Annotated in this window: 17 protein-coding genes and 1 pseudogene; 7 read left to right on the plus strand and 11 right to left on the minus strand. The window is 62.2% G+C overall.

Annotated features, from left to right (window positions below; genetic code table 11):
• Positions 1 to 193 precede the first annotated feature (193 nt).
• The 3 genes from msrB (at position 194) to msrA (ending at position 3,262) form a co-directional block, all read left to right on the plus strand.
• A complete protein-coding gene (gene msrB / locus PSH87_RS13470) occupies positions 194 to 694 on the plus strand; it encodes a peptide-methionine (R)-S-oxide reductase MsrB (RefSeq protein WP_305434110.1) in 501 nt (166 codons plus the stop codon).
• Between the two features lie 32 nt (positions 695 to 726).
• Positions 727 to 2,421, plus strand: a complete 1,695-nt coding sequence (locus PSH87_RS13475) for a cytochrome c biogenesis protein DipZ (protein WP_305434112.1) — start codon at positions 727 to 729, stop codon at positions 2,419 to 2,421.
• A gap of 148 nt (positions 2,422 to 2,569) precedes the next feature.
• On the plus strand, positions 2,570 to 3,262 hold the full coding sequence (gene msrA / locus PSH87_RS13480; protein WP_305434114.1) for a peptide-methionine (S)-S-oxide reductase MsrA: 693 nt from the start codon (positions 2,570 to 2,572) through the stop codon (positions 3,260 to 3,262).
• Positions 3,263 to 3,424: 162 nt separating this feature from the next.
• Here the strand turns inward: msrA and PSH87_RS13485 are convergent, their stop codons facing one another.
• Positions 3,425 to 4,375 (minus strand): alpha-E domain-containing protein, encoded by a 951-nt coding sequence (locus PSH87_RS13485; protein ID WP_124524790.1) that lies wholly within the window; start codon positions 4,373 to 4,375, stop codon positions 3,425 to 3,427.
• 2 nt (positions 4,376 to 4,377) lie between these two features.
• Positions 4,378 to 5,787, minus strand: coding sequence for a circularly permuted type 2 ATP-grasp protein (locus tag PSH87_RS13490; RefSeq protein WP_026136974.1), 1,410 nt, complete (start codon positions 5,785 to 5,787; stop codon positions 4,378 to 4,380).
• Between the two features lie 429 nt (positions 5,788 to 6,216).
• Here PSH87_RS13490 and PSH87_RS13495 point away from each other — a divergent pair, with 429 nt between their 5' ends.
• Complete coding sequence (locus PSH87_RS13495) at positions 6,217 to 6,762, plus strand: hypothetical protein (protein ID WP_017738175.1); 546 nt, start codon at positions 6,217 to 6,219, stop codon at positions 6,760 to 6,762.
• 124 nt (positions 6,763 to 6,886) lie between these two features.
• On the opposite strand, the gene PSH87_RS13500 is transcribed toward PSH87_RS13495, so the two are convergent.
• The 5 genes and pseudogenes from PSH87_RS13500 to PSH87_RS13520 form a co-directional block, all read right to left on the minus strand.
• Entirely contained in the window at positions 6,887 to 11,719 is a 4,833-nt protein-coding gene (locus PSH87_RS13500; protein WP_305434118.1) for a TcdA/TcdB catalytic glycosyltransferase domain-containing protein, read from the minus strand.
• Positions 11,720 to 11,872: 153 nt separating this feature from the next.
• Positions 11,873 to 13,112, minus strand: a pseudogene (locus PSH87_RS13505) (EAL domain-containing protein).
• Positions 13,097 to 13,498 carry a response regulator gene (locus PSH87_RS13510; RefSeq protein WP_017738172.1) on the minus strand — a complete coding sequence of 134 codons (402 nt, stop codon included), beginning with the start codon at positions 13,496 to 13,498 and terminating at the stop codon, positions 13,097 to 13,099. The pseudogene PSH87_RS13505 and the gene PSH87_RS13510 overlap by 16 nt, the downstream one beginning before the upstream one ends.
• Positions 13,483 to 14,829 (minus strand): HAMP domain-containing sensor histidine kinase, encoded by a 1,347-nt coding sequence (locus tag PSH87_RS13515; protein ID WP_017738171.1) that lies wholly within the window; start codon positions 14,827 to 14,829, stop codon positions 13,483 to 13,485. Before PSH87_RS13515 ends, PSH87_RS13510 begins: the two co-directional genes overlap by 16 nt.
• 289 nt (positions 14,830 to 15,118) lie before the next feature.
• Positions 15,119 to 15,565 (minus strand): Lrp/AsnC family transcriptional regulator, encoded by a 447-nt coding sequence (locus tag PSH87_RS13520; protein ID WP_017738170.1) that lies wholly within the window; start codon positions 15,563 to 15,565, stop codon positions 15,119 to 15,121.
• A 109-nt stretch (positions 15,566 to 15,674) separates the two neighbouring features.
• Between PSH87_RS13520 and PSH87_RS13525 the strand changes: the two genes are divergently transcribed.
• A complete protein-coding gene (locus PSH87_RS13525) occupies positions 15,675 to 16,577 on the plus strand; it encodes a DMT family transporter (RefSeq protein WP_026136973.1) in 903 nt (300 codons plus the stop codon).
• Here PSH87_RS13525 and PSH87_RS13530 read toward each other — a convergent pair.
• The 4 genes from PSH87_RS13530 to PSH87_RS13545 form a co-directional block, all read right to left on the minus strand.
• Positions 16,555 to 18,534 (minus strand): U32 family peptidase, encoded by a 1,980-nt coding sequence (locus tag PSH87_RS13530; RefSeq protein ID WP_305434121.1) that lies wholly within the window; start codon positions 18,532 to 18,534, stop codon positions 16,555 to 16,557. The two genes, PSH87_RS13525 and PSH87_RS13530, sit on opposite strands and share 23 nt — an antisense overlap.
• A 191-nt stretch (positions 18,535 to 18,725) precedes the next feature.
• A complete protein-coding gene (locus PSH87_RS13535) occupies positions 18,726 to 19,106 on the minus strand; it encodes a RidA family protein (RefSeq protein WP_032865054.1) in 381 nt (126 codons plus the stop codon).
• 66 nt (positions 19,107 to 19,172) lie between these two features.
• Positions 19,173 to 20,495 carry an OprD family porin gene (locus PSH87_RS13540; protein WP_305434122.1) on the minus strand — a complete coding sequence of 441 codons (1,323 nt, stop codon included), beginning with the start codon at positions 20,493 to 20,495 and terminating at the stop codon, positions 19,173 to 19,175.
• Between the two features lie 331 nt (positions 20,496 to 20,826).
• Positions 20,827 to 21,861 carry a GlxA family transcriptional regulator gene (locus PSH87_RS13545; protein WP_305434123.1) on the minus strand — a complete coding sequence of 345 codons (1,035 nt, stop codon included), beginning with the start codon at positions 21,859 to 21,861 and terminating at the stop codon, positions 20,827 to 20,829.
• Positions 21,862 to 21,959: 98 nt separating this feature from the next.
• Here PSH87_RS13545 and PSH87_RS13550 point away from each other — a divergent pair, with 98 nt between their 5' ends.
• On the plus strand, positions 21,960 to 22,931 hold the full coding sequence (locus tag PSH87_RS13550; RefSeq protein WP_305434124.1) for an ABC transporter substrate-binding protein: 972 nt from the start codon (positions 21,960 to 21,962) through the stop codon (positions 22,929 to 22,931).
• A gap of 61 nt (positions 22,932 to 22,992) precedes the next feature.
• Entirely contained in the window at positions 22,993 to 24,102 is a 1,110-nt protein-coding gene (locus tag PSH87_RS13555) for an aryl-sulfate sulfotransferase (protein ID WP_305434126.1), read from the plus strand.
• Positions 24,103 to 24,105 lie beyond the last annotated feature (3 nt).

Below are 24,105 nucleotides of genomic sequence, written 5' to 3' on the forward strand. Positions count from 1 at the left end.
TTGTTTAACTCTGCGTGAGGATTTGGCGACCGGCCGGGGGGCAGGATGGCGTCATTGCAGTTGGGGAAGGGCTTGTATGTGGCGAGGGAGCTTGCTCCCGCTGGAGTGCGTAGCGCTCCCCAAAAGCCGGCTCCAGCTGCGCTGTCGAGCGGGAGCAAGCTCCCTCGCCACAGGGCCATGAATGGAGAAACCTATGTACTCACGCAGACAAATCCTGCTGGCCGGCGGTGGCCTGGGGGTCGCTGTCCTCGCCGGTGGCTTGCTCAGGCAGCTCAACCTGGTCAGCGAATCCGAGGCGGCTGAGACTTTCGAAGTCAGCCACACCGACGCCGAATGGCGCAGCCTGCTCAGCGCCGAGCAATACGCCGTGCTGCGCGAAGAGGGCACCGAGCGCCCTTACAGCAGCAAGCTCAACGATGAACACCGCGCCGGCACCTTTGCCTGCGCCGGCTGCGCGTTGGCGCTGTTCTCGTCCACCACCAAGTTCGACAGCCATACCGGCTGGCCAAGCTTCTGGCAGCCGCTGGACAACGCGGTGGCCAGCCGTACCGACCGCTCCTTCGGCATGGCACGCAACGAAATCCACTGCCGCCGTTGCGGCGGCCACCAAGGGCACGTGTTCGACGACGGCCCGCAACCCACCGGCCTGCGCTATTGCATGAATGGCGCGGCCATGACGTTCACGGCGGCGTAAGCCGATGTCTCTTTCTTATAAGGTCTTATCCCATGTGGCTTCTGCTTCTCGCGTACCTGGGCGGCGTGCTGACCATCGTCAGCCCGTGCATCCTGCCGGTCCTGCCTTTTGTCTTCGCTCGCACCGGGCAGCCGTTTTTGCGCAGTGGCTTGCCGCTGTTGGCGGGGATGGCGGTGACATTTGCCCTGGTAGCCACACTGGCTGCGGTGGGCGGCGGCTGGGTGGTGCAAGTCAATCAATACGGGCGCTGGCTCGCGTTGCTCTGCGTGGCGCTGTTTGGGCTCACGCTGCTGTTGCCACAACTGTCGGAACGCCTGACGCGGCCGCTGGTGGCCGCCGGCAGTCGCTTGTCGGAAGCCGCCGGGGCCGACGCCAGGCCGCGTGCGGGCGCTTCGTTCCTCATCGGCGTGGCCACCGGCTTGCTCTGGGCGCCGTGCGCCGGGCCGATCCTGGGCCTGCTGCTGACCGGCGCCGCGCTGCAGGGCGCCAATATCGGCACTACCTTGCTGTTGCTGGCCTACGCCGCCGGTGCGGCGACGTCCCTGGCGCTGGCGTTGCTGGTGGGCGGTAAAGTCTTTGGCTTGATGAAGAAGTCCCTGGGCGCCGGTGAGTGGCTGCGTCGCGGCCTGGGTGCGCTGATGTTGGTGGGTGTCGCAGCGATTGCGCTGGGTCTGGACACTGGCGTGCTGTCGCGCTTGTCGACGGCGTCCACCGGTGGCCTGGAGCAAAGCCTGGTGGACCGCCTGAGCGCGAAACCGCAGGGCGGCGCGATGATGATGGCGGCCAGCCACAGCGACACGCTGCCAATAGAAGGCGCGCTGCCGCCGCTGGACGGCGCCGTGCAATGGCTCAACAGCCCGCCGCTGAGCGCCGAAGCCCTCAAGGGCAAAGTGGTGCTGGTGGATTTCTGGACCTACTCCTGTATCAACTGCCTGCGCACCCTGCCTTACGTCAAAGCCTGGGCCGAAAAGTACCGCGACCAGGGCCTGGTGGTGATTGGCGTCCACGCCCCGGAGTTTGCCTTTGAACGGGATGTGGGCAACGTCACCCAGGCCATGAAGGACCTGGGTATCACCTACCCGGTGGCCATCGACAACAACTACAAGATCTGGCGCGCCTTCAACAACCAGTACTGGCCGGCGCATTACTTTGCCGATGCCAACGGCCAGATTCGCTATCACCACTTTGGCGAGGGCGACTATGCCGAGTCGGAGCGGGTGATCCAGCAGTTGTTGCGCGAAGCCGGCGCGCAAAACGTCGCGGGCGGCTTGATCGACGTGGCTGCCAAGGGCGTGCAACAGGCGCCGGACCTGAACACCGTGCAGTCGCCGGAAACCTACCTGGGCGCCCAGCGCGCCGAGAACTTCGTCAAGTCCGGCCCACTGGCGCTGAACAACTGGACCCTGGAAGGCCAATGGAAAGTGGGCGGCCAGCAAGTCACGCTGGAGCAGGCCGGTGGGCGCATCGTCTACCGTTTCCACGCCCGTGACTTGCACCTGGTGCTGGCGCCCGGCGCGGATGGCAAGCCGGTGCGCTTCAAGGTCACCGTCGACGGCAAGGCTCCGGGGGCTGCCCACGGCACGGATGTGGCGCCGGATGGCAGCGGTACGGTGACGGAGCAGCGTCTGTATCAACTGGTGCGCCAGCCGGGTGAGGTGCAGGACCGTACCTTCAGCATTGAATTCCTCGATCCGAACGTGGCGGCCTACGCCTTCACCTTTGGCTGATTCGACAACCCTATAACTGTGGGAGCTGGCTTTTGTGGGAGCTGGCTTGCCTGCGATGGCGGCAGGTCAGCCACCTTATGTGGTGCTGATACACCGCTATCGCAGGCAAGCCAGCTCCCACAGTTGACCGTGCTCTGGAGTGAGATCTATGAAGATGTTGAGATGTTTACCAGTGTTGGCTTTGGTTGCCTTTATCGGCCAGGCCCAGGCGTTCTCCTTTGGCGCCTCTGACGATGCCGTCGTCATCGCACCCCCCGCCCTGGACCTGCCAGCCTCGGCCAACCTGCAAACGGCGGTCTTCGCCGGCGGTTGCTTCTGGGGCGTACAAGGGGTTTTCCAGCACGTGCAGGGGGTGAAAAACGCAGTCTCCGGCTATGACGGCGGCGCGGCCGGCACGGCGCAGTACGAGTCTGTCAGCGCGGGCGATACCGGCCATGCCGAGGCGGTTTCTGTTACCTATGACCCGAGCAAGATCAGCTACGGCAAGCTGTTGCAGATCTACTTCTCGGTGGCTCACAACCCCACGGAACTCAACCGCCAGGGCCCGGATACCGGCACGCAGTACCGCTCGGCGATCTTTGCGCAGGATGCCGAACAGCAGAAGGTGGCCCAGGCCTATATCGCGCAGCTGGATGCCGCCAAGTCCTTCGACAAGCCCATCGCAACCACGATTGAAATGGGCAAGCCGTTCTATCCGGCGGAGGCCTATCATCAGGATTTTCTTACCGAGAACCCGTCTTACCCGTACATCGTGATCAATGACTTGCCAAAGGTGGCGCAGTTGAAAACGCTGTTTCCCGAGCAGTACCGCGCTGAGCCGACCTTGGTGAAAAACCAGTAACACCGCAAAGCCTGATGTATGAACTGGCCTCTGTGGGAGCTGGCTTGCCTGCGATGCAGACACCTCGGTCTGTCAGTAAGACCGAGGGGATGCCATCGCAGGCAAGCCAGCTCCCACAAAAAGCCCAGTTTCCACAAAAGCCAGCTTATAGGTTCAGACTTCTTAGACCACTTCCAGGTAAGAGCTGTGTATCGCCCGCGCCAGCTCGCGCACGGTGTCGATAAAGTCCGTCAGGCGGCTGTGCAGGCCGTCCTCGAGGATTTCATCGATCCCCGTATACCGCAGCCGCGCTTCGAACTCCGCCGCCAGACGCTGCGCCGTGCGCCCATAACTGCCGGGCAAGTCGGCGAGGATATGGCTCAATTCCTCGATACACGCATGCAACGAGCGCGGTACGTCGCTGCGCAACAACAGCAGTTCGGAAACGGAGCGCGCATTCAGCGCATTCGGGTACAGCTCGGTATACGCCTCGAACGACGACAACGCGCGGAGCAGGGCGCTCCACTGGTAATAGCCGCGCGCCGAGACGTCGCTGACTTCCTCCGACTCTTCGCCAAACATCTCATAGCGTGCGTCCAGCAGGCGCAAGGTGTTGTCGGCGCGCTCGACAAAGGTGCCCAGGCGGATAAACCGGTAGGCGTCGTTGCGCATGATCGTCCCCGAGGTGGCGCCACGGAACAGGTGCGAACGCTGCTTGACCCAATCACAGAAGTGGCTGATGCCGTGACGCGCCAGGCCGCCGGCGGCGATGCTGCGCATTTCCAGCCAGGTGGCGTTGAGGTTTTCCCACATGTCGGCGGTGATGCGCCCGCGTACCGCATGGGCATTGCCGCGGGCGGCGCGCAGGCAGTTGTAGATGCTTGCCGGGTTTTCTTCGTCGAGGGCGAAGAAGTGCAACATACGTTCGGCGTCCAGTTCCTTGTGGCGTTCCAGGTAGCTGTCGAGGGTGCCGCTGCTGAGCAATGACATCGCCAGTTCATCCAGGCCATCGCTGCGCCCGGATTGGGGCATCAGCGACAGTGAATAGCTGACTTCGAGCATGCGTGCCAGGTTCTCGGCGCGCTCCAGGTAGCGGGACATCCAGTACAGATCTGCGGCGGTTCTACTCAACATAATCAGTCCTCCACCACCCAGGTGTCCTTGGTTCCGCCGCCTTGCGACGAGTTGACGATCAGCGAGCCTTCACGCAAGGCCACGCGCGTGAGGCCACCGGGCACCAGGCGGGTTTCCTTGCCCGACAGCACGAACGGCCGCAGGTCGATATGCCGGGGGGCGATGCCGTTTTCGACAAAGGTCGGGCAGGTGGACAGGCTCAACGTGGGTTGGGCGATATACGCGTGGGGCCGCGCCTTGATGCGTTGGCGGAAGTCCTCGATCTCGGCCGCGCTGGACGCCGGGCCCACCAGCATGCCGTAGCCGCCGGAGCCCTGGGTCTCCTTGACCACCAGTTCCGGCAGGTGCGCCAGTACGTGGGACAGCTCATCGGGCTTGCGGCACTGGAAGGTCGGCACGTTTTGCAGCACCGGTTCTTCGTCGAGGTAGAAGCGGATCATTTCCGGCACATAGGGGTAGATCGACTTGTCGTCGGCCACGCCGGTGCCGATGGCATTGGCCAGCACCACGTTGCCCGCGCAGTAGGCGGCGACCAGGCCGGGCACGCCGAGCATCGAGTCGGGGTTGAACGCCTGCGGGTCGAGGAACGCGTCGTCGATGCGCCGATAGATCACGTCCACGGCCTTAGGGCCGTCGGTGGTGCGCATGAACACCTTGAGGTCGTGCACGAACAGATCGGCGCCTTCCACCAGTTCCACGCCCATTTCCCGGGCAAGGAAGGCATGTTCGAAAAACGCGCTGTTGAAGCGGCCAGGGGTGAGCACCACGACGTTGGGGTTGTCCAGGCGGCTGGAGCTTTTCAGGGTCTTGAGCAGCAGGTTGGGGTAGTGGTCCACCGGCGCGATACGCTGCTTGGCAAACACTTCCGGGAACAGGCGCATCATCATCTTGCGGTCTTCGAGCATGTAGCTCACGCCGCTGGGGGTGCGCAGGTTGTCTTCGAGCACGTAGTAGGTGCCGTCGCCGTCGCGCACCAGGTCGACACCCGAGATATGCGAGTAGATGTCGCGGTGCAGATCGAGGCCGACCATGGCCTTCTGGTAACCCTCGTTGCCCAGCACCTGGTCGGCGGGAATGATCCCGGCCTTGATGATGCGCCTGTCGTGGTAGATGTCGGCGAGGAACATGTTCAAGGCGGTGACGCGCTGGATGCAGCCGCGTTCGATCACGCGCCACTCACTGGCGGGGATGCTGCGGGGGATGATGTCGAAGGGGATCAGGCGCTCGGTGTCCTGCTCGTCGCCATAGAGGGTAAAGGTGATCCCGGCGCGGTGAAACAGCAAGTCGGCTTCGCGGCGACGCTGGGCCAGCAGTTCCGGTGGCGTGTTGGCCAGCCAGCGGGAGAATTCCTGATAATGCGCACGGCACACGCCGTTTGCGTCATTCATTTCATCGAAGAAAGATCGAGCCATTCCAGTACCTTGTCAGTGCCGAGGGACGCTTGGGTGGCACTGCCGCTTTGAAAAACGCATGTTTTTATGAGCCCGTGGCTAAGGGTGCCACTGGGCCTGGTCCTTACTTTCTTATGGGGTCGGCTCTGGGTCGGGGGGTAACGAACGCTCCTGTGTGCGGGCAGTGCTGAAGGGCTAAAGCAATGCCTGTGCCGAAACCTACGGTGAGTGGGCTTGTTGTGTAGAGGGCGCTTGTTGTGGCGAGGGCGCTTGCTCCCGCTGGGCTGCGCAGCGGCCCCAAAAGCTGGGGAGCGCTGCGCACTCCAGCGGGAGCAAGCGCCCTCGCCACAGTTGGGGGCGTGTGCCGCTTCAAATTGGTGCGTGAACAAACTTGAACTTCACATCCCGCCCGTTCTTCTAACGTCTCTCGAATCTTCTTGGAGCACCGCCGTGCCCAGAATCATCTCGCCTCAGTCCCCGGAAACGGCCCTGACCGACCACAGTGAACACAATGCCAAGATCTTCGGCTCGCCCAAGGACCGCCTGGACTTCTACCGCCGCGAGATCCAGTACGAAACCAGCATCCTGGCCAACCGCACCGACGCCTACCTCACCGCACAATCCTTCCTGGTCATCGCCTTTGTTTCGGGCATGGGCAACCTCAACCCCGAGTGGGGCAAGCTGTTCACCCTGGTAGTGCCGGTGTTCCTGGTCTTGCTCGGCATCCTCAGCTCGCTGAATGCCTGGCCGGGGATTCGTGCGGCGTACGACATCATCGACCACTGGCACTACAAGCAAAGTGAATTGCTGCGCAGCGAACCGGTGATGGGCCTGGCGTATGACGATTCGCCACTGTTCTGCGAGACCGAGTCGTCCCACAAGGGCTATCGCAAGTCACTGCTATTCTCAATGCGTGCGCCGTGGCTATTCATGGTGTTCTGGTTGTTGCTGGGGGCGTATGCGTTTTATATCCAGGTGGATAACCCGGGTTCATAGAGGTGCAGATCATGTCAGACGAAGGTGAGGACGAACCGGACGAGGAACTCAACGACCCGGGCAACGAAGACCCGGGCTCGCTTATGGATGATGCCGAGGTGCCGCTAAAGGAAGGCCGCCTGGATCAGGAATCGATCCAGGAGTGCTCAGCGCCAATATCGACCTTGAACCGGTGCTGAAGCGGCAAGTAATGCTGCTTCAGCGTTTCCAGCTGCTTACCCAGTGTGTCGGGGGGGACGATGCCGCTGCCGATGTATGACCGGCGAACATCGTTTTCAAGGTTGACTATGGTGCCGTGCGGTACGAGTTTTGAGTCGACCACCTTGTACTCCCTGGTCAGCCCGTCGAAGCCCAAGTCGTACATGTCCGGTCGCTTGAGCTTAAGGTTGTCGTTGAATAACGTGGGGCCGACCGTTTCAAAAATCTTGCGTTCGTAGGTATTGAACTCAGGTGTGTAGCGCACGTCACCGTTGTCGTACCTGGTCGCAGTGGGGCGGTTGGCCGTGAAATAGTCTTTGTTGGCCGCGAAACGCTTTTTCATTTCAGTGATCATGGCGGTGATGATCGGGTTGTTGGCCTGCGTGCCGAAATTACTGGTGTTGTAGAAAAGCGTGTTGTCGCTGAGGCTGTGGCTAACCATCCGGTTGAGCAGCACATCATTGGCGCCTGCATTCACCACTTCGGCGCCGACTTTTGCCTGAATCACATCATCGGTATCGAGATAGAACCCCCCGTATTTATTGGTAATGGGGTAGCGCGCAACATCTGAGGCGGCGGCCAGGTTTTTCCCTTGCCCCTGTCGGAAGTAATCGTACATTTCGTCGTTTTTCAATTGCTTGAAGACGTCATCTTCTTGAAGGTTCCTCACCTCGATACCCTGGACCTTGCGTTCCATTTTCTGTTTTATCTGTTGAAAAAGGGCTGGTGTGTCAGCATCCACGTGCAGGATGGAGGTGTACCCGGGGGCCTGGGAAGCGTTGTTGACGATGTTGTCCGCCAGCTTGGAAGGTATGTCCTGACCCGCCCAGAAATAATGGATGTTCTTGGGGATCGGTTTTGCATCGCTCGGGATTTTCAACGCTGACGCGGGCATGACATCCACAAACGCATAATGATGCGCCTCCGTTTTTTTGGCTTTCAGGAAATCGCTGTACGGCCCTCGCGCCCATTTGCCCTTGTCGGCTCGCCAGAAGTATTGGTGATTGAACGAATCGACCCCGGTGGCAAGATTGGCCTCTTTCCAGGCCCCCGCCGCACTGTCGAAGATGACGTCATGATCCACGCCCAAGTAGTTCAGCCTGAACGGCGTCGTCGAGTTTTCCACCGCATTGATGTCGTCCATCGGCACCACATAGGTGCTGTCCGTCAGTTTCCAGGGCGAAGTGGCGTCGCTTGCGCCACCGAGCAAACGGGTGGACCGGCTTGAGGGCTCCCATCCCGAAGCCCCCAGATCCCGGACGGGAATATCGGGGCCGGCGCCCGTGGGGTGTCGGATGATGCGCTGGCCGTCCTTGAGCCGGGACTCATACAGCAGGCCGTCGATCTTCACATATTCCTTCTGGCTGCCGCCCACATACACATTGCCTTGCAACCCCTTGGTCGCGAGTTCATCCGAGGCAATGTACTTGGCTTCATATCCCAGTAGTGTCGTGTCCAGGGGCCTGACCTCACCGCCGACGGCAATCCGGCTGGGCGTGAAGTCTTTCAGGGGCGAGGCGAAGGGTTGTTTCTTGATTGGGTCGTAGCGGTGCCAATTGCCCTGGAACATGACCGCGGTGCCTTCGACCGCTTCTTGCCCATCCTTGAACTTTCCACTGGCCGCCAGGCCGTGTTGCCGGCTGGCGCTTGCCACTCCATCCGCGCTGCCGATCGCTTGCAAGCTGTCGGAAGTGGCGGCGCCCGGGGCGTCGGCGACGAAGTCGTCCAGCGGTTTGCCATAGGTTTGCTGGGTGCGTGGGTCTACGGCGTACCACTTGCCTGACGCCTCGTCGAATTTGCCCAGGGCTTTGCTTTCAATGCTGCTGTTGAGGGTCTTGTAGGTGCCTTCGGCGATGTCCGGCCTTTTGGCCAACTTGAGCAGGTCGACATTGCGGTAGGTCCTCAGATGCTTGACGCCCCTGTACCCGGCCTTGGCCACGCGGGCCGTGCCACTTACCACGCCACGCGCCAGATCATCGACCCCGCCCACCGGGTTGAGCGCCCCCACTGCGGCGCGTCCGACGATCTTGAGGGTGTTTCCGAGCTTGGCCAGTGCGGATGCCCCGCTGGCCAATGCTTTCGCGCCTTTGACCCCCGCGCCGAAGCCGACGAGGAAGCCGAAGATATCCCACGACAAATCCCCCAGCCCCTGGGCAAGGTTGCCCTTTTGGAAGTTGACGATCGCCGACCTGAATGGAATGAGGTTGAGGGCGAATTCCCCCACCTTTTCATGGGTGGGTACCTCGGTATCAAAGGTGGTTTGCCCCTGGGCCGATCTTTTCACCCCGGGCAGATCCATGTCTTCGAGGACAGCGTCGGCAAGGTAGGCGGTTCTCGCGCTGGCGAAGCTGTCAGGGATACCGGTCGCGCCTTTGGCCTCGTCGGCCAGCCCGGCCGGGTATTTGCCCTTGGGGGTGACCACCTTGAATTCGTTAAAGGGCCGCGACTCCTTGTAATAAGGCTGCCCGGTCTTGAAGTCGCCCAGGTCTGGACGTTGGGTGATGGTTCCGCTCAGGCGGTCCAGTTGATAGTTGTGGAGCTGGCCATCGCGCTCGATCTTGATGTGCAGGCAACCTTCGGTGGTTTTGTTGCGCTCACTGACGGTGACGCCGCCCCATTCATAATGGACTTCCTTGGCGATGGTGATTTTCCCGAACTCGAAGTTCTGACGATCCGCCAAGGGCAGTTTCGATACCATGTGTTTGATGTGCGCTGCAGTGGCTGTCTTGATCGCCTCGGAATAGGTCGAAAACGCTGTATCGAATGCCTCGGACAGCCGCGGCAATTGTTCAAGCGTTTGCATGACGGCGTTGATGTCTACTGCCGCCGAAGACGAAACCCACGCACCCGGCCGGCCGTCATCGGGTAAGTCCACCACGCCAAATGAGAAATGTCGCACTAGGCTTCTGCCCGTTTCCCCCCAGTTGTCGGCAGCATCAGGTGCCTTCGGAATCCCGCGGCCATCCATGTACAAATCCAGTATCGAATAGGGCCCCGGAAAATATCGGTTGGCGGGTTGGACGCTGATGCTTTTTTCTTCGAAGAGCTTCGGGTCCAGATCCGGCAGAGCCTTTTTCAGCTGCTCCACTGCCATGCCCTTGGCGGTCGGCATCGCTGCCGTGGAGGCCTGGGAGGCCTTATGGAGTTCGTCGACTTGTGTTGAGAACGCCTCGCGCACGCGTTTCAACGCGGCGTCGGTGGTCGGATAGGGCATGCCATTGGCGGCTGCCCACGCCTTGATCGCTGCGTCCTGGGCGACAAACTCGATGCGTTGTTCCGCTTCGGATACCGGCGCGATGCTCGCCTGGAGCATCACTTGGGCGTAGGTCATTGTCGATGTCGCTCCAGGGGCGAGTGCTTCGATACGGGCGACAGCGGTGGTGAAGCTGACCCAGCTGTGGGTGCCCACGGTCAGATCCTGCGGAATGTCCTTGACCAGAAACTCCGGTGCTCGGCTGGACAACATCAGCGTGGCTTGAATCGCCGCCTGCTCAAGCGACGAACCCTTGCCGGCCTTGGCCAGCTCGGCCGTCAACTCCCTCAAGACCGTCGTGGCGGTCTTGGCTGCATTCTGTGGGGATAACAACGTGTAACCCGCGATAACCGTTGGCCCGGTTCGCGGGGTGGCCTCTGCCGGGTTGGACGCGTCCAGGGTCAGGGCCGCCAGCAACCAGTCGTTGGGACTGCCTTTGAGCGATCGCGCTGCGAATTGCGCCTGAATGGCCTGGCCTAATGCCTGGCCCTTGGGCGACGCGATCAGACGATCGATCAGACGCCTGGGATCAGCGGTGTGTGAAGCAAGCACCTGTGCGCCATCGAGCAAGTATTCCAACACGCTCGTGGAGGGGTGGAGGTCAATCGCGCCGATCTTGCCCTGCAGGATATCGGCGCTCAGTTGTCGCGCACTCTCGCTATCCAGCGGCACGGGCCATGCGCGTGCACCGCCGTAGTTGCCGTTGGCGGGTGCCTTGGGGGAGGGCGTCAGTAGAGCGCTGACGAGATTGTCCAATTGATTGCGGTTGGTGGGCAGGCGCCAGCCATGGTCTTCGATGAATTGCTTCACGCTCACGCTGTTGTGGTCGCCGGCGTTGGCCGGTAGGTAAGTGCCTGCGCGGTCTACATAGACAACACGGGTGTTCAACTCGTGGGAGATATCAGACTCATCCCGAGTGCCTTCTCTGACAAAGTCTGCCAGGTGCCGCAAATCGAAAGCCGCCTGGTAGCGATTGCGGATATCGGCCAGTTGCGCCTGTTGTTCGGCTAACCATTCCTCACTGCGGCGCTCGTTTTGCGCTGAAAAGAGTGGCGATGCCCTGTAGAAATGGTCCATCAATTTGAACGGAACGCTATTGGCAGAGGCTGACAACGGCGGGGAAAACGTTGTGAACGTACCGTCGGCCACGATGACACGGGCGGCATTCAGGATCAGGCCACTGACGGCTGCCCAGCCTGGGTCGTCGAGGCCCACGGTATGGATCCGTTGCCCAGGGCCTGCGTTAACCGTGAACTTGATCTGGCCGGACGTCGGGTCGATTTTTATCGAGTTGGGGTTCATGCCCCTGTCTTGCATCCACTGCTGGACGTCAGGGGACTGAAACGCTTGCCTCAGTTGGTTCCACCATTGTCCGAAGGTCGAATTGGCGGGGATGTCCACGAGCGAGGAGGTGGCCTGGGGCGGCGTATCAGTGGCGCGGCGCTGTGGGGTGGAATGTACGGGCGGGATTGTGTGGTGAAAAATCGCACTGTTTGAATGGATCATCGCTCGTCGCTCATCATGTGATTGGCAGGTTTATCGCTGAGGCATTCATTGGTCGCCTCTCGGATAAATCTGAGTGTCAAATGCGCGATTGATGATCCCAGTCACGGGTTTGTTTTTCGTTGCCGCTCATATCCAGGTCGACGTGATCCCTGGCTAGACGCCGCGCCTTCTCCAGAACCATCGCTCCAGCGCCGCCACCGGCAGCGGCTGGCTGAACAGGTACCCCTGCAGCTGATCACAGCCGGCCTCTTTCAAAAACGCCAACTGCGCTGGCGTTTCCACCCCTTCGGCCACCGCACGCAGGCCCAGGCTGTGGGCCAGTTCGATGATGGTGCGGGCAATCGCTGCGTCCTGAGGGTTGCTGGTGACTTCGCGGATAAACGCGATATCGATCTTCAAGGTGTCGAGGGGAAAGCGCCGCAGATAAGCGAGGCTGGAGTAGCCGGTACCAAAGTCATCAATGGCGATCTTCACCCCCATCGCTCGCAGGCGTTGCAGGCTGGTGATGGTGTGCGGGGTGTTTTCCATCAAGGAGCTTTCGGTGAGTTCAACCTCCAGCCAGTGGGGTTCCACCCCGGCGTCGGCCAATAGCTGGCCGATATCGGTGATCAGGTCACCTTCGATCAATTGATGGCCGGACACGTTCACCGACACCTCCATCGCGCCGATGCCCGAACGTTGCCATCGCGCGATCTGCAGGCACGCCTGTTCGATCACCCAGCGCCCCACGGTGACGATCAACCCCAAGCGCTCCAAGGATCGGCACAAATATCCCCGGCGACACCGCACCATAGCCGGGGCGTTCCCAGCGCAGCAGCGCTTCCACGCCACTGATCCGGCCGTTGGCCAACTCCAGCTTGGGTTGGTAGTGCAAGGTGAATTCACGCGCCGTCACGGCCTGGCGCAAGGCATTTTCCAGGTCGAGCAATGCCAGGTCGTGCACATTCATCTTTGCGGTTTCGCTGCCGCGCTCGCGCAGTTGCTGTTCCAGCATCAGGCTGTGGCTTTTCAACTGGTCGCCATAGGACTTCAGGCGCAGCAGGTTGCGCACCCGCAGCCACAATTCCACGCGCTCCACGGGCTTGCTGATGAACTCTTCGGCCCCGGTTTGCAGGCCACTGAGGCGCGCACTGGGTTCACTCAGCGCCGAGAGCATGATGATCGGGATGTTCGCCGTGGCCGGGTTGTCCTTGAGCTGGTTGGCCACGGCATAACCGTCCATGCCGGGCATCATGATGTCCAGCAGGATCAGGTCGGGCGGTTGTTCTGCCACCAGGGCCAGGGCTTCCTCGCCGGAGCCGACGCTAAGGGTGTGGTAGCCCTCGTATTGCAACAGCGTTTCCAGCAGCTTGCGTACCTGGGGTTCATCATCGACGATCAGCAGCGTGGCCATAGTGGGGACTCATCTGAGTGGGGGGTGTCAAGCAGCGCATCGATCACCTGATACAGCTCCTTGTAGCGCAAGGGCTTGGTCACATAGGCGTCGCAGCCGGCCAGGCGGGTCTTTTCCCGGTCTTCCTTCATCGCCATGGCGGTCAGGGCGATCACCGGGATGTGTGCGGTGAGCGGGTCGTGCTTGAGCAGGGCGGTGGCCGCCAGGCCGTCCATGCCCGGCAACTGGATGTCCATCAGGATCAGCGCGGGCTGGTGTTCGCGGGCCAGGGTCAGGCCGCTTTCCGCATCGGCGGCCCAGCGCACGCAGTGCCCGGCATTGGTCAGCAGCAAGCGCGCCAGGCGCATGTTGGCTTCGTTGTCTTCGACGATCAGGATATCGGCCATGGGCCCTCCAGGTGGGTGGTCCGCCGCACCGGCAGCCACACCACAAACCGTGCGCCGAGGCCTTCGCGGCTGGCCACGGCGACGCTGCCGCCATGCAGGTCGGCCAACTGCTTGACCATCGCCAGCCCCAGGCCGGTGCCTTCGAATTTGCGCGCCAGGCTGCTGTCGATCTGGCTGAACGCCTTGAACAGCTTGCCCATGTCGTCGGCGGCGATGCCCAGGCCGGTGTCGCTGACGCTGAACTGCAAAAAGGCCTGATGCGCGCCGGGCTGTACGTCAAAGCCGCGCACCGGCCAATCACCGGGGATCTTGCCCACTTGATCAGCCTTGACCTCGCGCACTGCCAGGGTCACGCAACTGCCGTGCTCGCTGAATTTCACTGCGTTGGCCAGCAGGTTGTAGATGATTTGCTTGGTCTTGCGCAGGTCCAGCGCCAGGGGGCCAAAGTCGTCGGGGCTGTCGAGCTTCAACTGGATCCGTTGCAACGCCGCCTTCTCCCGCACGATCAGCAAGCTGTTGGCCAACAACCCCGGCAGCTCGGCCGCTTCCAGTTCCAGCTCCATCATCCCGGCCTCGACCTTGGACAGGTCGAGAATGTCGTTGATCAACGACAGCAAGTGCTGGCCGCTGGTGAAAATATCGCCGATGTATTCGCGCTGGGTCTCGGTCATATCGCCCACCAACCCATCCTTGAGCGCTTCGGAAAAACCGATCACCGCATTCAATGGCGTGCGCAGTTCGTGGGACATGGTGGCGAGGAACTCGGACTTCATGTGGCTGGCGTGTTCCAGCTCCAGGTTCTTTTCTTCCAGGGCGCGTTCGAAGCCTTTGCGCTCGGCTTCTTCCTGCTTGCGCGCGGTGTTGTCGGTGCCGATCAGCAGGTAGCCGATGATCGTGTCATGGCGGTTGCGCAGGGCGGTCACCGAGACCATCGCGGACAGGCGACTGCCGTCCTGGCGGATATAGGTCAGCTCGTAGATGTCCTCGATGCCCCGCGAGGCCTTGAACACCAGGGCTTCGAAGCCCGGTGTAATGGGCGTGTCGAGTTCCTGGCTGAGGGCGGCGGCGCGGGTGATCAGCTCGACGGGGTCGGAGATGTCGGCCGGGGTGATGCGGTTGACCACATCAAAGGCGGCGTAGCCGAGCATGCGTTCGGCGCCGACATTGAAGATCTGGATCACGCCTTTTTCATCGGTGGCGATGCTGGAAAAGTACGCGCTGTTGAAAATCGCATCCTGCAGGGCGCCGGCCTTGAGCAGGGTTTTCTGGCGTTTGAACTCGACGATCTTTTCGGCGCGTGATTGCGCGGGGCCGGGTAACGGTGTGTCCATCGCTGGGTCATTCCATGAGGTTCAGGCCCGCCATCGTCAGCCGACGAGGGCGCAGAGCATGCTCACAGAAGATCGCGGTGAGGCGACGAGGAGGAGATGAGGTGGTTTGACAGTAGCAGAGATTGTGGCGTTTTGATGTCTTGGTTTCAGTGATAAACCCTCAATTGGATAGAATTTCGCGCGCAAGCCTCGCTGCCGCCATCGCAGGCAAGCCAGCTCCCACATCTTGACCGTGTGAACCCGATCAACTGTGGGAGCTGGCTTGCCTGCGATGGGCTCACCTCGATCCTCAATCCCCTCCACCCAACGGTGGCAAGCGCCGTTTCACCGGGGTTTTCTTGACGATGGCCGTGTTGGTCTCGGCATTGACATTGAGCCGGTCGAGCAGGGTGTCCAGTTGCTCCATGGTGCGCACATGCAGGCGCGCGATAAAGCAGTCATCGCCAGTGACCTTGTCGCACTCGGTGAACTCGGGGATGGCCTGGATCTGGCGCTCAACCTCCTGCAGCTTCCCGGGCAAGGGGCGGATGCGCACGATGGCTTGCAGCAGGTAGCCGAAGTGCTTGGCGTCGATGTCCACGGTGTAGTGGGTCAGCACGCCGCGCTCTTCGAGGCGGCGCAGGCGTTCGCCGACGCTGGGCGACGACAGCCCGGTGATGCCTGCCAGGGCCTTGAGGGACAGGCGCGAATCGTCCATCAAGGCGGCGATCAGTTGCTGGTCGATGCTGTCGATCATGGTATTTGCCTAATAAGAAAAGGTGATTCGGCCTTCTGGCCTTTTTTAGTCGCTGGAAGCGTTGCCCAGCAGATTGCCATAATTGAGCCTCACTTGAGGAGCAACAATCGTGGATACATCCATCCGTCGTGGTTCGTGGGAAATGGTCGCCGCCATGCTGATTTCGGGGACCATCGGCTGGTTTGTGCTGGTGTCAGGCGTGTCGGTAATCGAAGTGGTGTTCTGGCGCTGCGTGATCGGCGGGCTGAGCCTGTTGCTGGTGTGCGCCTTGCTGGGTTACCTGCGCCTGGACCTGCTGAACTGGGCCAAGCTCGGGTTGGCAATGCTCAGTGGCGTGGCGATTGTCGGCAACTGGTTGCTGCTGTTCGAATCCTATTCCCACGCGTCCATCGCCATCAGCACGGCGGTGTACAACGTGCAGCCGTTCATGTTGGTGATGCTGGCGGCGGTGTTTCTCGGCGAGAAGATCACCGTGCAAAAAATCACCTGGTTGAGCGTGGCGTTTATCGGGATGCTGGCGATTGTCACCGCCCATGGCTCGCAGCAGAGCGGTGGGGATTACCTGGCGGGGATCGCGTTGGCGTCGGGCGCGGCGTTTCTGTATGCGATTGCCGCACTGATCATCAAGCGCTTGAAGGCCGTGCCGCCCCACCTGATGGCGCTGATCCAGGTAGCGACGGGTGCGGTGTTGCTGGCGCCTCTGGTGCCATGGGGCAGCGTGCCCGTGGCGCCCACTGCCTGGGCGGCGCTGGTGACCCTGGGCGTGGTGCACACCGGGGTGATGTATGTGTTGCTGTACGGCGCGATCCAGAAACTGCCGACCGCATTGACCGGCGCCTTGTCATTTATCTACCCGATTGCGGCGATCTTCGTCGATTGGATCGCCTTCGGGCATCGCCTGGGTTGGCAACAGTGGCTGGGGGTGGTGGCGATTCTGCTGGCGGCGGCCGGGTTGCAGCGGGGCTGGTGGTGGCCCCGCTCCCGGAGGGCTAGTGCGTACCCTGGAAAATGATGTTTTCCGGGTTGAAGTGCTCCACGGCGCTGCCCGGTTGCGGCAGGCCGAGGATATGCCCCTTGATCTTGCCCACCACGTGCATCTCGCAGGGTTTGCAGTCGAACTTCAGGGTCAGCACTTCATCGCCATGGATCAACTGCATCGGCGCGACCTTGGTCTTCACCCCCGTGACACCCTTGGCCTGTTTCGGGCACAGGTTGAACGAGAAACGCAGGCAGTGCTTGGTGATCATCACCGGCACTTCGCCGGTTTCTTCGTGGGCTTCGAAGGCGGCGTCGATCAGCTTCACGCCGTGACGGTAGTAGAAGTCGCGGGCCTTCTGGTTGTAGACGTTGGCCAGGAACGACAGGTGCGCTTCCGGGTACACCGGCGGCGGCGTGGTTTCGGCTTTGCGCCCACCACGCGGGTGCGCGGCCACACGGGCGGCGGTCAGCGCTTCGATCACTTCGCGGCGCAAGGCCTTGAGCTGCGAGTTGGGGATGAAGAACGCCTGCGGCGCATCCAGCTGGATGTCGGTGGCGTGGTATTCGGTGGTGCCCAGTTGGCCGAGCAGGTCGCGCAGGGTGTCGAGCGCCTGTTCCGGTTTGTTGGCCACGCCGAACGGGCCGGGCAGGGTGACGCTGGTGCTGATGCCTTCTTCGCTGGTGGCGGTGACTTCCAGCTGTTCTTCCCGCAGGCGCGCGGCCCAGGTCAGGCCGATACGGCGTTCGGATGAGGTCTTGAGCAGCGCCTGTTGCCAGTTGTGGTCCAGGTTGCGGTTCAGCGGGTGGTTCGGGCGCAGCTGGTGCAGGCCGGCCGGCATTTCGTTCGGCTCGACGCGGTAGCGGTAGCGCTTCTCGCCGTCTTCCTCGAACTCGCCCTTGGGCTCGGCAATGTTGGCGCGGAAACCTACGACTTCGCGTTTGACCAGCACATTGAGGCCATCGCCGTTGGACAGCGGCTCATGGGTGACCACCTGCAAGTCGCGTTTCCCGGCTTTTTCCACCACACCCACCGGCAGGCCGGTGAAGGTCGGAGTGTCGAAGGCGCCGATATCGACCTTGCGGTCGGTGACGAAATAGTCGGTGCTGCCCCGGTGGAAGGTTTTTTCCGGGTCGGGCAGGAAGAAGTGCACGGTGCGCCCGCTGGAGGCGCGGGCCAGGTCCGGGCGGTCTTCCAGCACGTCATCGAGGCGCTGGCGGTAGTAGGACGTGATGTTCTTCACGTAGCCCATGTCCTTGTAGCGGCCTTCGATCTTGAACGAACGCACGCCGGCCTCGACCAGGGCGCGAATGTTGGCGCTCTGGTTGTTGTCTTTCATCGACAGCAGGTGCTTTTCAAAGGCCACGACGCGGCCCTGGTCATCTTTCAAGGTGTACGGCAGGCGGCAGGCCTGGGAGCAATCGCCACGGTTGGCGCTGCGGCCGTTCTGCGCGTGGGAGATATTGCACTGCCCGGAGAACGCCACGCACAGGGCGCCGTGGATAAAGAACTCGATGGCGGCATCGGTTTCGTCGGCGATGGCGCGGATCTCTTGCAGGTTCAGCTCACGGGCCAATACCAGCTGGGAGAAGCCGGCCTGGTCGAGAAACTTCGCGCGGCCCAGGGTGCGGATGTCGGTCTGGGTGCTGGCGTGCAGCTCGATGGGCGGGATATCCAGCTCCATCACGCCCAGGTCTTGCACGATCAACGCATCGACGCCGGCGTCGTAGAGCTGATGGATCAGCTTGCGCGCGGGTTCCAGCTCGTTGTCATGCAGAATCGTGTTGATCGTGGTGAACACGCGGGCGTGGTAACGGCGGGCGAATTCCACCAGCGAGGCGATGTCGCTCACGTCGTTGCACGCATTGTGGCGGGCGCCGAAGCTCGGGCCGCCGATGTAGATGGCGTCGGCGCCATGCAGGATCGCCTCGCGCGCGATGGCGACATCGCGGGCAGGGCTGAGCAATTCAAGGTGATGCTTGGGCAAGGACATAGTTTTTTTAGTCAGGCTTGTCACGGTTGAGGCGCGCATTGTAGCTGTGAAACGCTGGGGGGGCACCTACCACAGGGCGCTGGAGCCAATGACATTCCCTGTGGGAGCGGGCTTGCCCGCGATGGCGGTGGTTCAGTGAATATAGCTTTGACTGACACACCGTCATCGCGGGCAAGCCCGCTCCCACAGGTTCAGGCTTTTGCGGCCATGGCGGTGACTTCGACGCGCATGCCGTCTACGGCCAGGGACGCCACGCCCACTGCCGCCCGCACCGGCCATGGCTTGGCGAAGAAGCGCTTGTAGACTTCGTTGAACGCCGCCCGATCGGCCATGTCCGTCAGGTAGATGGTCAGGTGCATCACCCGGTCCATCGAGCTGCCGGCTTTTTCCAGGGCGACTTTCAGCGCTTGCAGGGTGCATTCGCTTTGCGCGGTGATGTCGCCCAGTTCCAGGCTGCCATCGGCGCGGGTCGGGATCTGGGTGGAGACGAGGATGCCGTTGAAGCCGATCACGTCGGAAGAAATCGAGTCGGCATCCGGGTCGGGGGTGTAGGACAGGTCGTGGTTGGCCATGGGCGCCTCTCATTGGCAGGTGTAAGAAAGGCGCCCATGGTCCTTGAAAACTACAGCAGGGGCAAACTACAGCAAGGTAAACGGGTAATCGACGATCAGCCGCAGCTCGTTCAACTTGCCATCGCCCTGGTCGGCATTCGACGAGACGATGGCATCGCGCACCCGCAGCGACAGGTTTTTCGCCGGGCCACTCTGGATCACGTATTTGGCTTCCACGTCGGTCTCGTGATGGGCGCCATCCGAGCCGTAGTCGTTGACGTAGGCGCTGTGCTCCGGCGTGTGTGTGCCATCGATGTCCGAACCGTTGATATAGCGGCCCATGAAGCTCAGGCCCGGTACGCCGTAACTGGCCATGTTCAGGTCATAACGAATGCCCCAGGACTGCTCGCCGGGGCCGTTGAAGTCGCCCCACTGCACCGAGTTGGCGAGGAACACCGAGTCGCCGCCTTCGCCGGCGCCGTTGTTGCCGGTGCCGATGTAGTCGAACGGCGTGTCGCCATGCACTTTCTGGAACGACAGCGTCAGCGTGTGGGCCTGCAGGAACGAATAGGCCGCCGCCAGCGAGTAGGTGGTGTTGTTGATCGCCCCGGCCTTGGCGCTGCCGGTGTCGAGGGTGCGGTACAGGTTGCCGTCCAGTGCCAGTGACTGGTCATGGGGCAACGGGATCACGTAGTTGAGGTTGGTGTAGTACTGGCGCCAGATATCTTCCAGCTCGCCCGCATACAAGGTGGCGCTCAGGTTCGGGGTAAAGGTGTACTTGCCGCCGACAAAACTCGCGCTGTTGGCGGGGATGTTGGCGTAGGTCGCGTAGATATCGTGGTCATGGTTGCTGGTCATGCCGCTGTTGGTGCTGGTGAAGTGCCCGGCTTCGAGGTCGAGGCCGGCGATTTCGCTGCTGGTCAGGTCGAACCCGGTGGCGGTCTGCGGGAGCAGGCGCGTGCCGCCGGTGGCGAAGACGGGGGCGGTGGGTTGCATGTCACCGAATTTCAGTTCGGTCTTGGAGATCTTGATCTTCACTGCGGCGCCCACGGAGCCGTAGGCATTTTCCGGGTCGCCATGGCGATCGGTGGGCAGGTTGCCGGTGCCGGCGTCCGCGTGGGTGGCGTCCAGCTTCAATCCGCCGTAGGCGTAGGCATCGACACCAAAGCCAAGGGTGCCCTGGGTAAAGCCCGAGGCGTAGTTGAGCATGGCGCCCTGGGTCCAGTCGCGATTATCGGCCTTGCCGCTTTGGCGGTCGCGGTCCATGTAGTAGTTGCGCAACAGCCCGGTAATGCTGCTGCCTTCGATAAACCCCTTGGAATCCGCCTGGTCCGTCACGGACTCGGCAAAGGCCATCTGACTGATACCGGCACACACCGCCAGCGCTAACAGGCTCGACTGCTTAATCATGGTATTCACTTCCCCGGGTAATGAACGCGCGCACAGAAACACTGCACTTTTTAAATGGCGCAAAACGTATGTTCGGCAGAGTTTTACAAGGTGGGCGTTACGGTTTTTTATTGTGTTCGGCGTGGTTGCCGAAGTTGATTCTAAGCCCAGTTTGCGGGGGCTACAGCCAGGCAAAGGATGAAACTCGATTAATTAAACTTCACGTTATTTATGGGGCGAGGGGTGTAGCGTGGGACCTGTCTTAGCCGCTCTGCTTCGACAAAAATCCTTTGGTTGCCGCCGCAGACTCTGCGGCGGATTTTTTCGTTGGAACAGTTTTAAGTGGAGGGGCTTAGTGCGCCAAGCCGTGTAAGGCGATGCCCATCGGGAACGGCGGCTGGCTGGCCGGCGCAGCCTTCATCTGCGTGCGATAACCCAGGGGGCTGGTGCCCAGTTGTTTTTGAAACGCCCGGCGCATGCGTTCTTCACGACCAAAGCCGACCGTTTCGGCAATCCGCTTGATCGGCTCGCTGGTGGTCGCCAGCACCCGGCAGGCCGCTTCCAGGCGCAGGCTCTCCACCGCTTGCGCCGGCGTATCGCCCGTGGCGGCGACATACGCCCGGGCAAAGTGGCGCGGGCTCATGCCGAATTGCTCGGCCAAGCGTTCTACCCGCAGATCACCATTCAAGTTCCCCGCAATCCACGCATGCAAGCGTGCCAGGCGCACATCGGGATCGGTGCGCAAAGCCGTGGACTGCGCATTCAGTGAGGCACTCAACTGCGGCTGTTCGCCCGAACGCCACAGGAACACCGTGAAATAGCGCGCCAATGACAACGCAGCCTGGGCGCCAAGGTCCTGCTCCACCAGCCCGAGGGCGAGGTCGATGCCGGCGGTGGCGCCGCCGCAGGTCCACAGGTTGCGGTCGTGCAGGTACAACACGTCGGTCTGGCAGATCACCTTGGGGTAGCGCGCCTGCAGTTCATCGGCAAATTTCCAGTGGGTGACCACTTTGCGCCCATCCAGCAAACCGGCGGCGGCCAACGCAAACGCCCCGGTGCCGATCGAGCACAGGCGGCGGATCTGTGCAGCGCGTTGCTGCAACCAGGCGCACGCGTGTTCGTTGGCCTCCAGCGCAGCCATGCCGGGGCCGCCCGCGACAATCAAGGTGTCGATCAGCGGCGCCTGTACGTCGATCTGTTCCAGCGACAAGGTGTTGGCGCTAATCCCCGACACGGACGTAATCGTGCCCCCCAGCGGCGACGCCAACAGCAACCGATACCGCGCTGCACCGCCCAACAGCCGCGGAATTGCCGCAAACACCTCCAGCGGCCCGGCCGCGTTCAGCAGCAGCAAGTCATCGAACGCCAGCACGACGACCGTGCGCACGCCGTTGTCCGGTGTGGCAGTAAAGGAGGGGTGTTTGGCATGGAGCGTCACGGCGAGCCTCGACATACTGGGTTCAACGCAAAAATGAGGGCACGACAATGACGCTAAAACCTGACGCTGCCAAGCATCCCGTACTGCGCCGCCTGGCCGGGTTGGCGTGCCTGGCGGCGCTGTTGATGGTGCAACCGGTGTCGGCGGCGCTGAAGGTCGGAGACCAGAGCGGCCTGATCCAGGCCATGCTGCACGCGTCCGGTGAAGACCAGGACCTGCCGGCCGCGCTGGCGTGGCATCCGTTCAGCGCCGGCACCACGCTGCTGGAGGCGCTGAGCGCCGGTGCCATCGATATCGGCGTGGTCGGCAATGCGCCGCCGGTGTTTGCCCAGGCCGGTGGTTTTGATGTGCGCATCATTGGCGTGGCGAGCGGGGCGCAGAACAACAATGCGCTGTTGCTGCCGCAAGGTTCCAGCGTGCAGCGTGTCGCCGACCTCAAGGGCCAGCGCGTCGCCGTGGCCAAAGGCACCAGCGGCCATTACCTGCTGCTGGCGGCGCTGCACCAGGCCGGGTTGACGACGCGGGATGTAAACATTGCCTACGTCAGCCCGCTCGACGCGCAAACCGCGTTTGCCAGCGGCCGTCTGGAGGCCTGGTCGGTGTGGTATCCCTTTGTCGGTCAGGCCACTTCCCGTGGCGCTCGCGTATTGGTGGACGGCGGCGCCTGGCCGGAAACCGGGCAGAACTTCACCCTGGCGAGCCTCAAGGCATTGGCCGACCCACAGCGCGCCGTTGAGGCCGGCGATTTGCTCGCCAGGCTCGCCCGCGCGCAAGCCTGGGCCACGGCCAACCCGGATGCGTGGGCGCAGGTGTTCGCGCAGACCACGCGGCTGCCGCTGACGTTGGTGCGCGATATGCTCGCCCATCAGCACCTGCGTTATGTGCCGATTGATCCAGCGGTCATCGCCTTGCAACAGCGCCTGGCCGACCTGTTCGCCGCCGAGCGGGTGATCCCGCGCCCGCTGGACGTCGGGCAGATCTTCGACACGCGCTTCAACACCGTTCTACCACCCAACTGATCCCTGTTTTCGACCTTGCCGGTGTGCCGCCGGCAGGGCTTCCTGCACCCGGAGAAAAGCCATGCACAGCACCACCCTCAAGCGCCAGAAGACCGGCCTGATCGGCGTCGACCACAGCCGCAGCGCCGGCGGCTACACCTTGTTCGCGCCGCAAACGGCGGACGGCAACGTGTTCCTGATCGACCTCGACGGCGAAGTCGTCCACCGCTGGAAGTTGCCCCAACGCCCGGGCCGCGACGCGGTCATCCTGGCCAACGGCAACCTCGGCTACAACGGCAACCACCCGGACTCCCCGGAGCTGTTCCCCGGCTGGTCGGTGTGGCACGGCGGTGCATTCAGTGAAGTCACTCCGGAAGGCGAAGTGGTGTGGCAGCACATCGACCTGCTGCACCACCACGATGCGCAATGGCTGGACAACGGCAACCTGCTGTACACCACCGTCGCGCCCCTCAGTGCGGAACTGGCCAGCCGCGTGGTCGGCGGCATTCCCGGCAGCGAGGCGGCGGGAGGGGTGATCTATGCCGATGTGGTCAAGGAAGTCGACCGCCAGGGCCAGGTGGTGTGGGAGTGGCGCAGCTGGGAACACCTGCGTCCCGAGGATTACCCCCTGCACGCGACGTTCGAGCGCTACCACTGGCCGATGACCAACGCGGTCTCGCCGGGCCGCGATGGCAAGGTCATCCTGAGCCTGCGCAGCGTGTCGTCGGTGATTGCCGTGCAACGTGGCAGCGGCGAGGTGCTGTGGCGCCTCGGTCACGACCTGGTGGCGCAGCAACACTGCCCGAGCGAGCTGGAAAACGGCAACATCCTGGTGTTCGACAACGGTATTTCCCGCCCGCACATCAGCATGCCGCACTCGCGCATCCTCGAAATCGACCCGCAGCAACAGCGCATCACCTGGCAATACGCCGATACCCCGGGCTACGCGTTCTTCACGCCGTTCATGGGCGGCGCCCAGCGCCTGCACAACGGCAACACCCTGGTGACCGAGGCCAACTTCGGGCGCTTGTTCGAAGTCACCCCGGCCGGTGAAGTGGTGTGGGAATACGTCAACCCGCACTTCGCCACCTACCCCGACGAGGCCTCCCGCCGCTACTTGCCGGGCGAAAACAACGCGATTTTTCGCGCACACCGCTACCAGCGTCAGGACCTTCCCTGGCTGCGCGACTGACCC

This window comes from Pseudomonas sp. FP453, assembly GCF_030687495.1.
In the GTDB taxonomy this organism is placed as follows: Bacteria; Pseudomonadota; Gammaproteobacteria; order Pseudomonadales; family Pseudomonadaceae; genus Aquipseudomonas.

What these genes read in the sequence shown, in the direction of transcription:
- msrB (WP_305434110.1), top strand. Translation starts at nt 194, where the DNA reads ATGTACTCACGCAGACAAATCCTGCTGGCCGGCGGTGGCCTGGGGGTC.
- PSH87_RS13520 (WP_017738170.1), bottom strand. Translation starts at nt 15,565, where the DNA reads ATGATCGACAGCATCGACCAGCAACTGATCGCCGCCTTGATGGACGAT.
- PSH87_RS13475 (WP_305434112.1), top strand. Translation starts at nt 727, where the DNA reads ATGTGGCTTCTGCTTCTCGCGTACCTGGGCGGCGTGCTGACCATCGTC.
- PSH87_RS13490 (WP_026136974.1), bottom strand. Translation starts at nt 5,787, where the DNA reads ATGGCTCGATCTTTCTTCGATGAAATGAATGACGCAAACGGCGTGTGC.
- msrA (WP_305434114.1), top strand. Translation starts at nt 2,570, where the DNA reads ATGAAGATGTTGAGATGTTTACCAGTGTTGGCTTTGGTTGCCTTTATC.
- PSH87_RS13555 (WP_305434126.1), top strand. Translation starts at nt 22,993, where the DNA reads ATGCACAGCACCACCCTCAAGCGCCAGAAGACCGGCCTGATCGGCGTC.
- PSH87_RS13550 (WP_305434124.1), top strand. Translation starts at nt 21,960, where the DNA reads ATGACGCTAAAACCTGACGCTGCCAAGCATCCCGTACTGCGCCGCCTG.
- PSH87_RS13500 (WP_305434118.1), bottom strand. Translation starts at nt 11,719, where the DNA reads ATGATCCATTCAAACAGTGCGATTTTTCACCACACAATCCCGCCCGTA.
- PSH87_RS13535 (WP_032865054.1), bottom strand. Translation starts at nt 19,106, where the DNA reads ATGGCCAACCACGACCTGTCCTACACCCCCGACCCGGATGCCGACTCG.
- PSH87_RS13510 (WP_017738172.1), bottom strand. Translation starts at nt 13,498, where the DNA reads ATGGCCGATATCCTGATCGTCGAAGACAACGAAGCCAACATGCGCCTG.
- PSH87_RS13485 (WP_124524790.1), bottom strand. Translation starts at nt 4,375, where the DNA reads ATGTTGAGTAGAACCGCCGCAGATCTGTACTGGATGTCCCGCTACCTG.
- PSH87_RS13540 (WP_305434122.1), bottom strand. Translation starts at nt 20,495, where the DNA reads ATGATTAAGCAGTCGAGCCTGTTAGCGCTGGCGGTGTGTGCCGGTATC.
- PSH87_RS13530 (WP_305434121.1), bottom strand. Translation starts at nt 18,534, where the DNA reads ATGTCCTTGCCCAAGCATCACCTTGAATTGCTCAGCCCTGCCCGCGAT.
- PSH87_RS13515 (WP_017738171.1), bottom strand. Translation starts at nt 14,829, where the DNA reads ATGGACACACCGTTACCCGGCCCCGCGCAATCACGCGCCGAAAAGATC.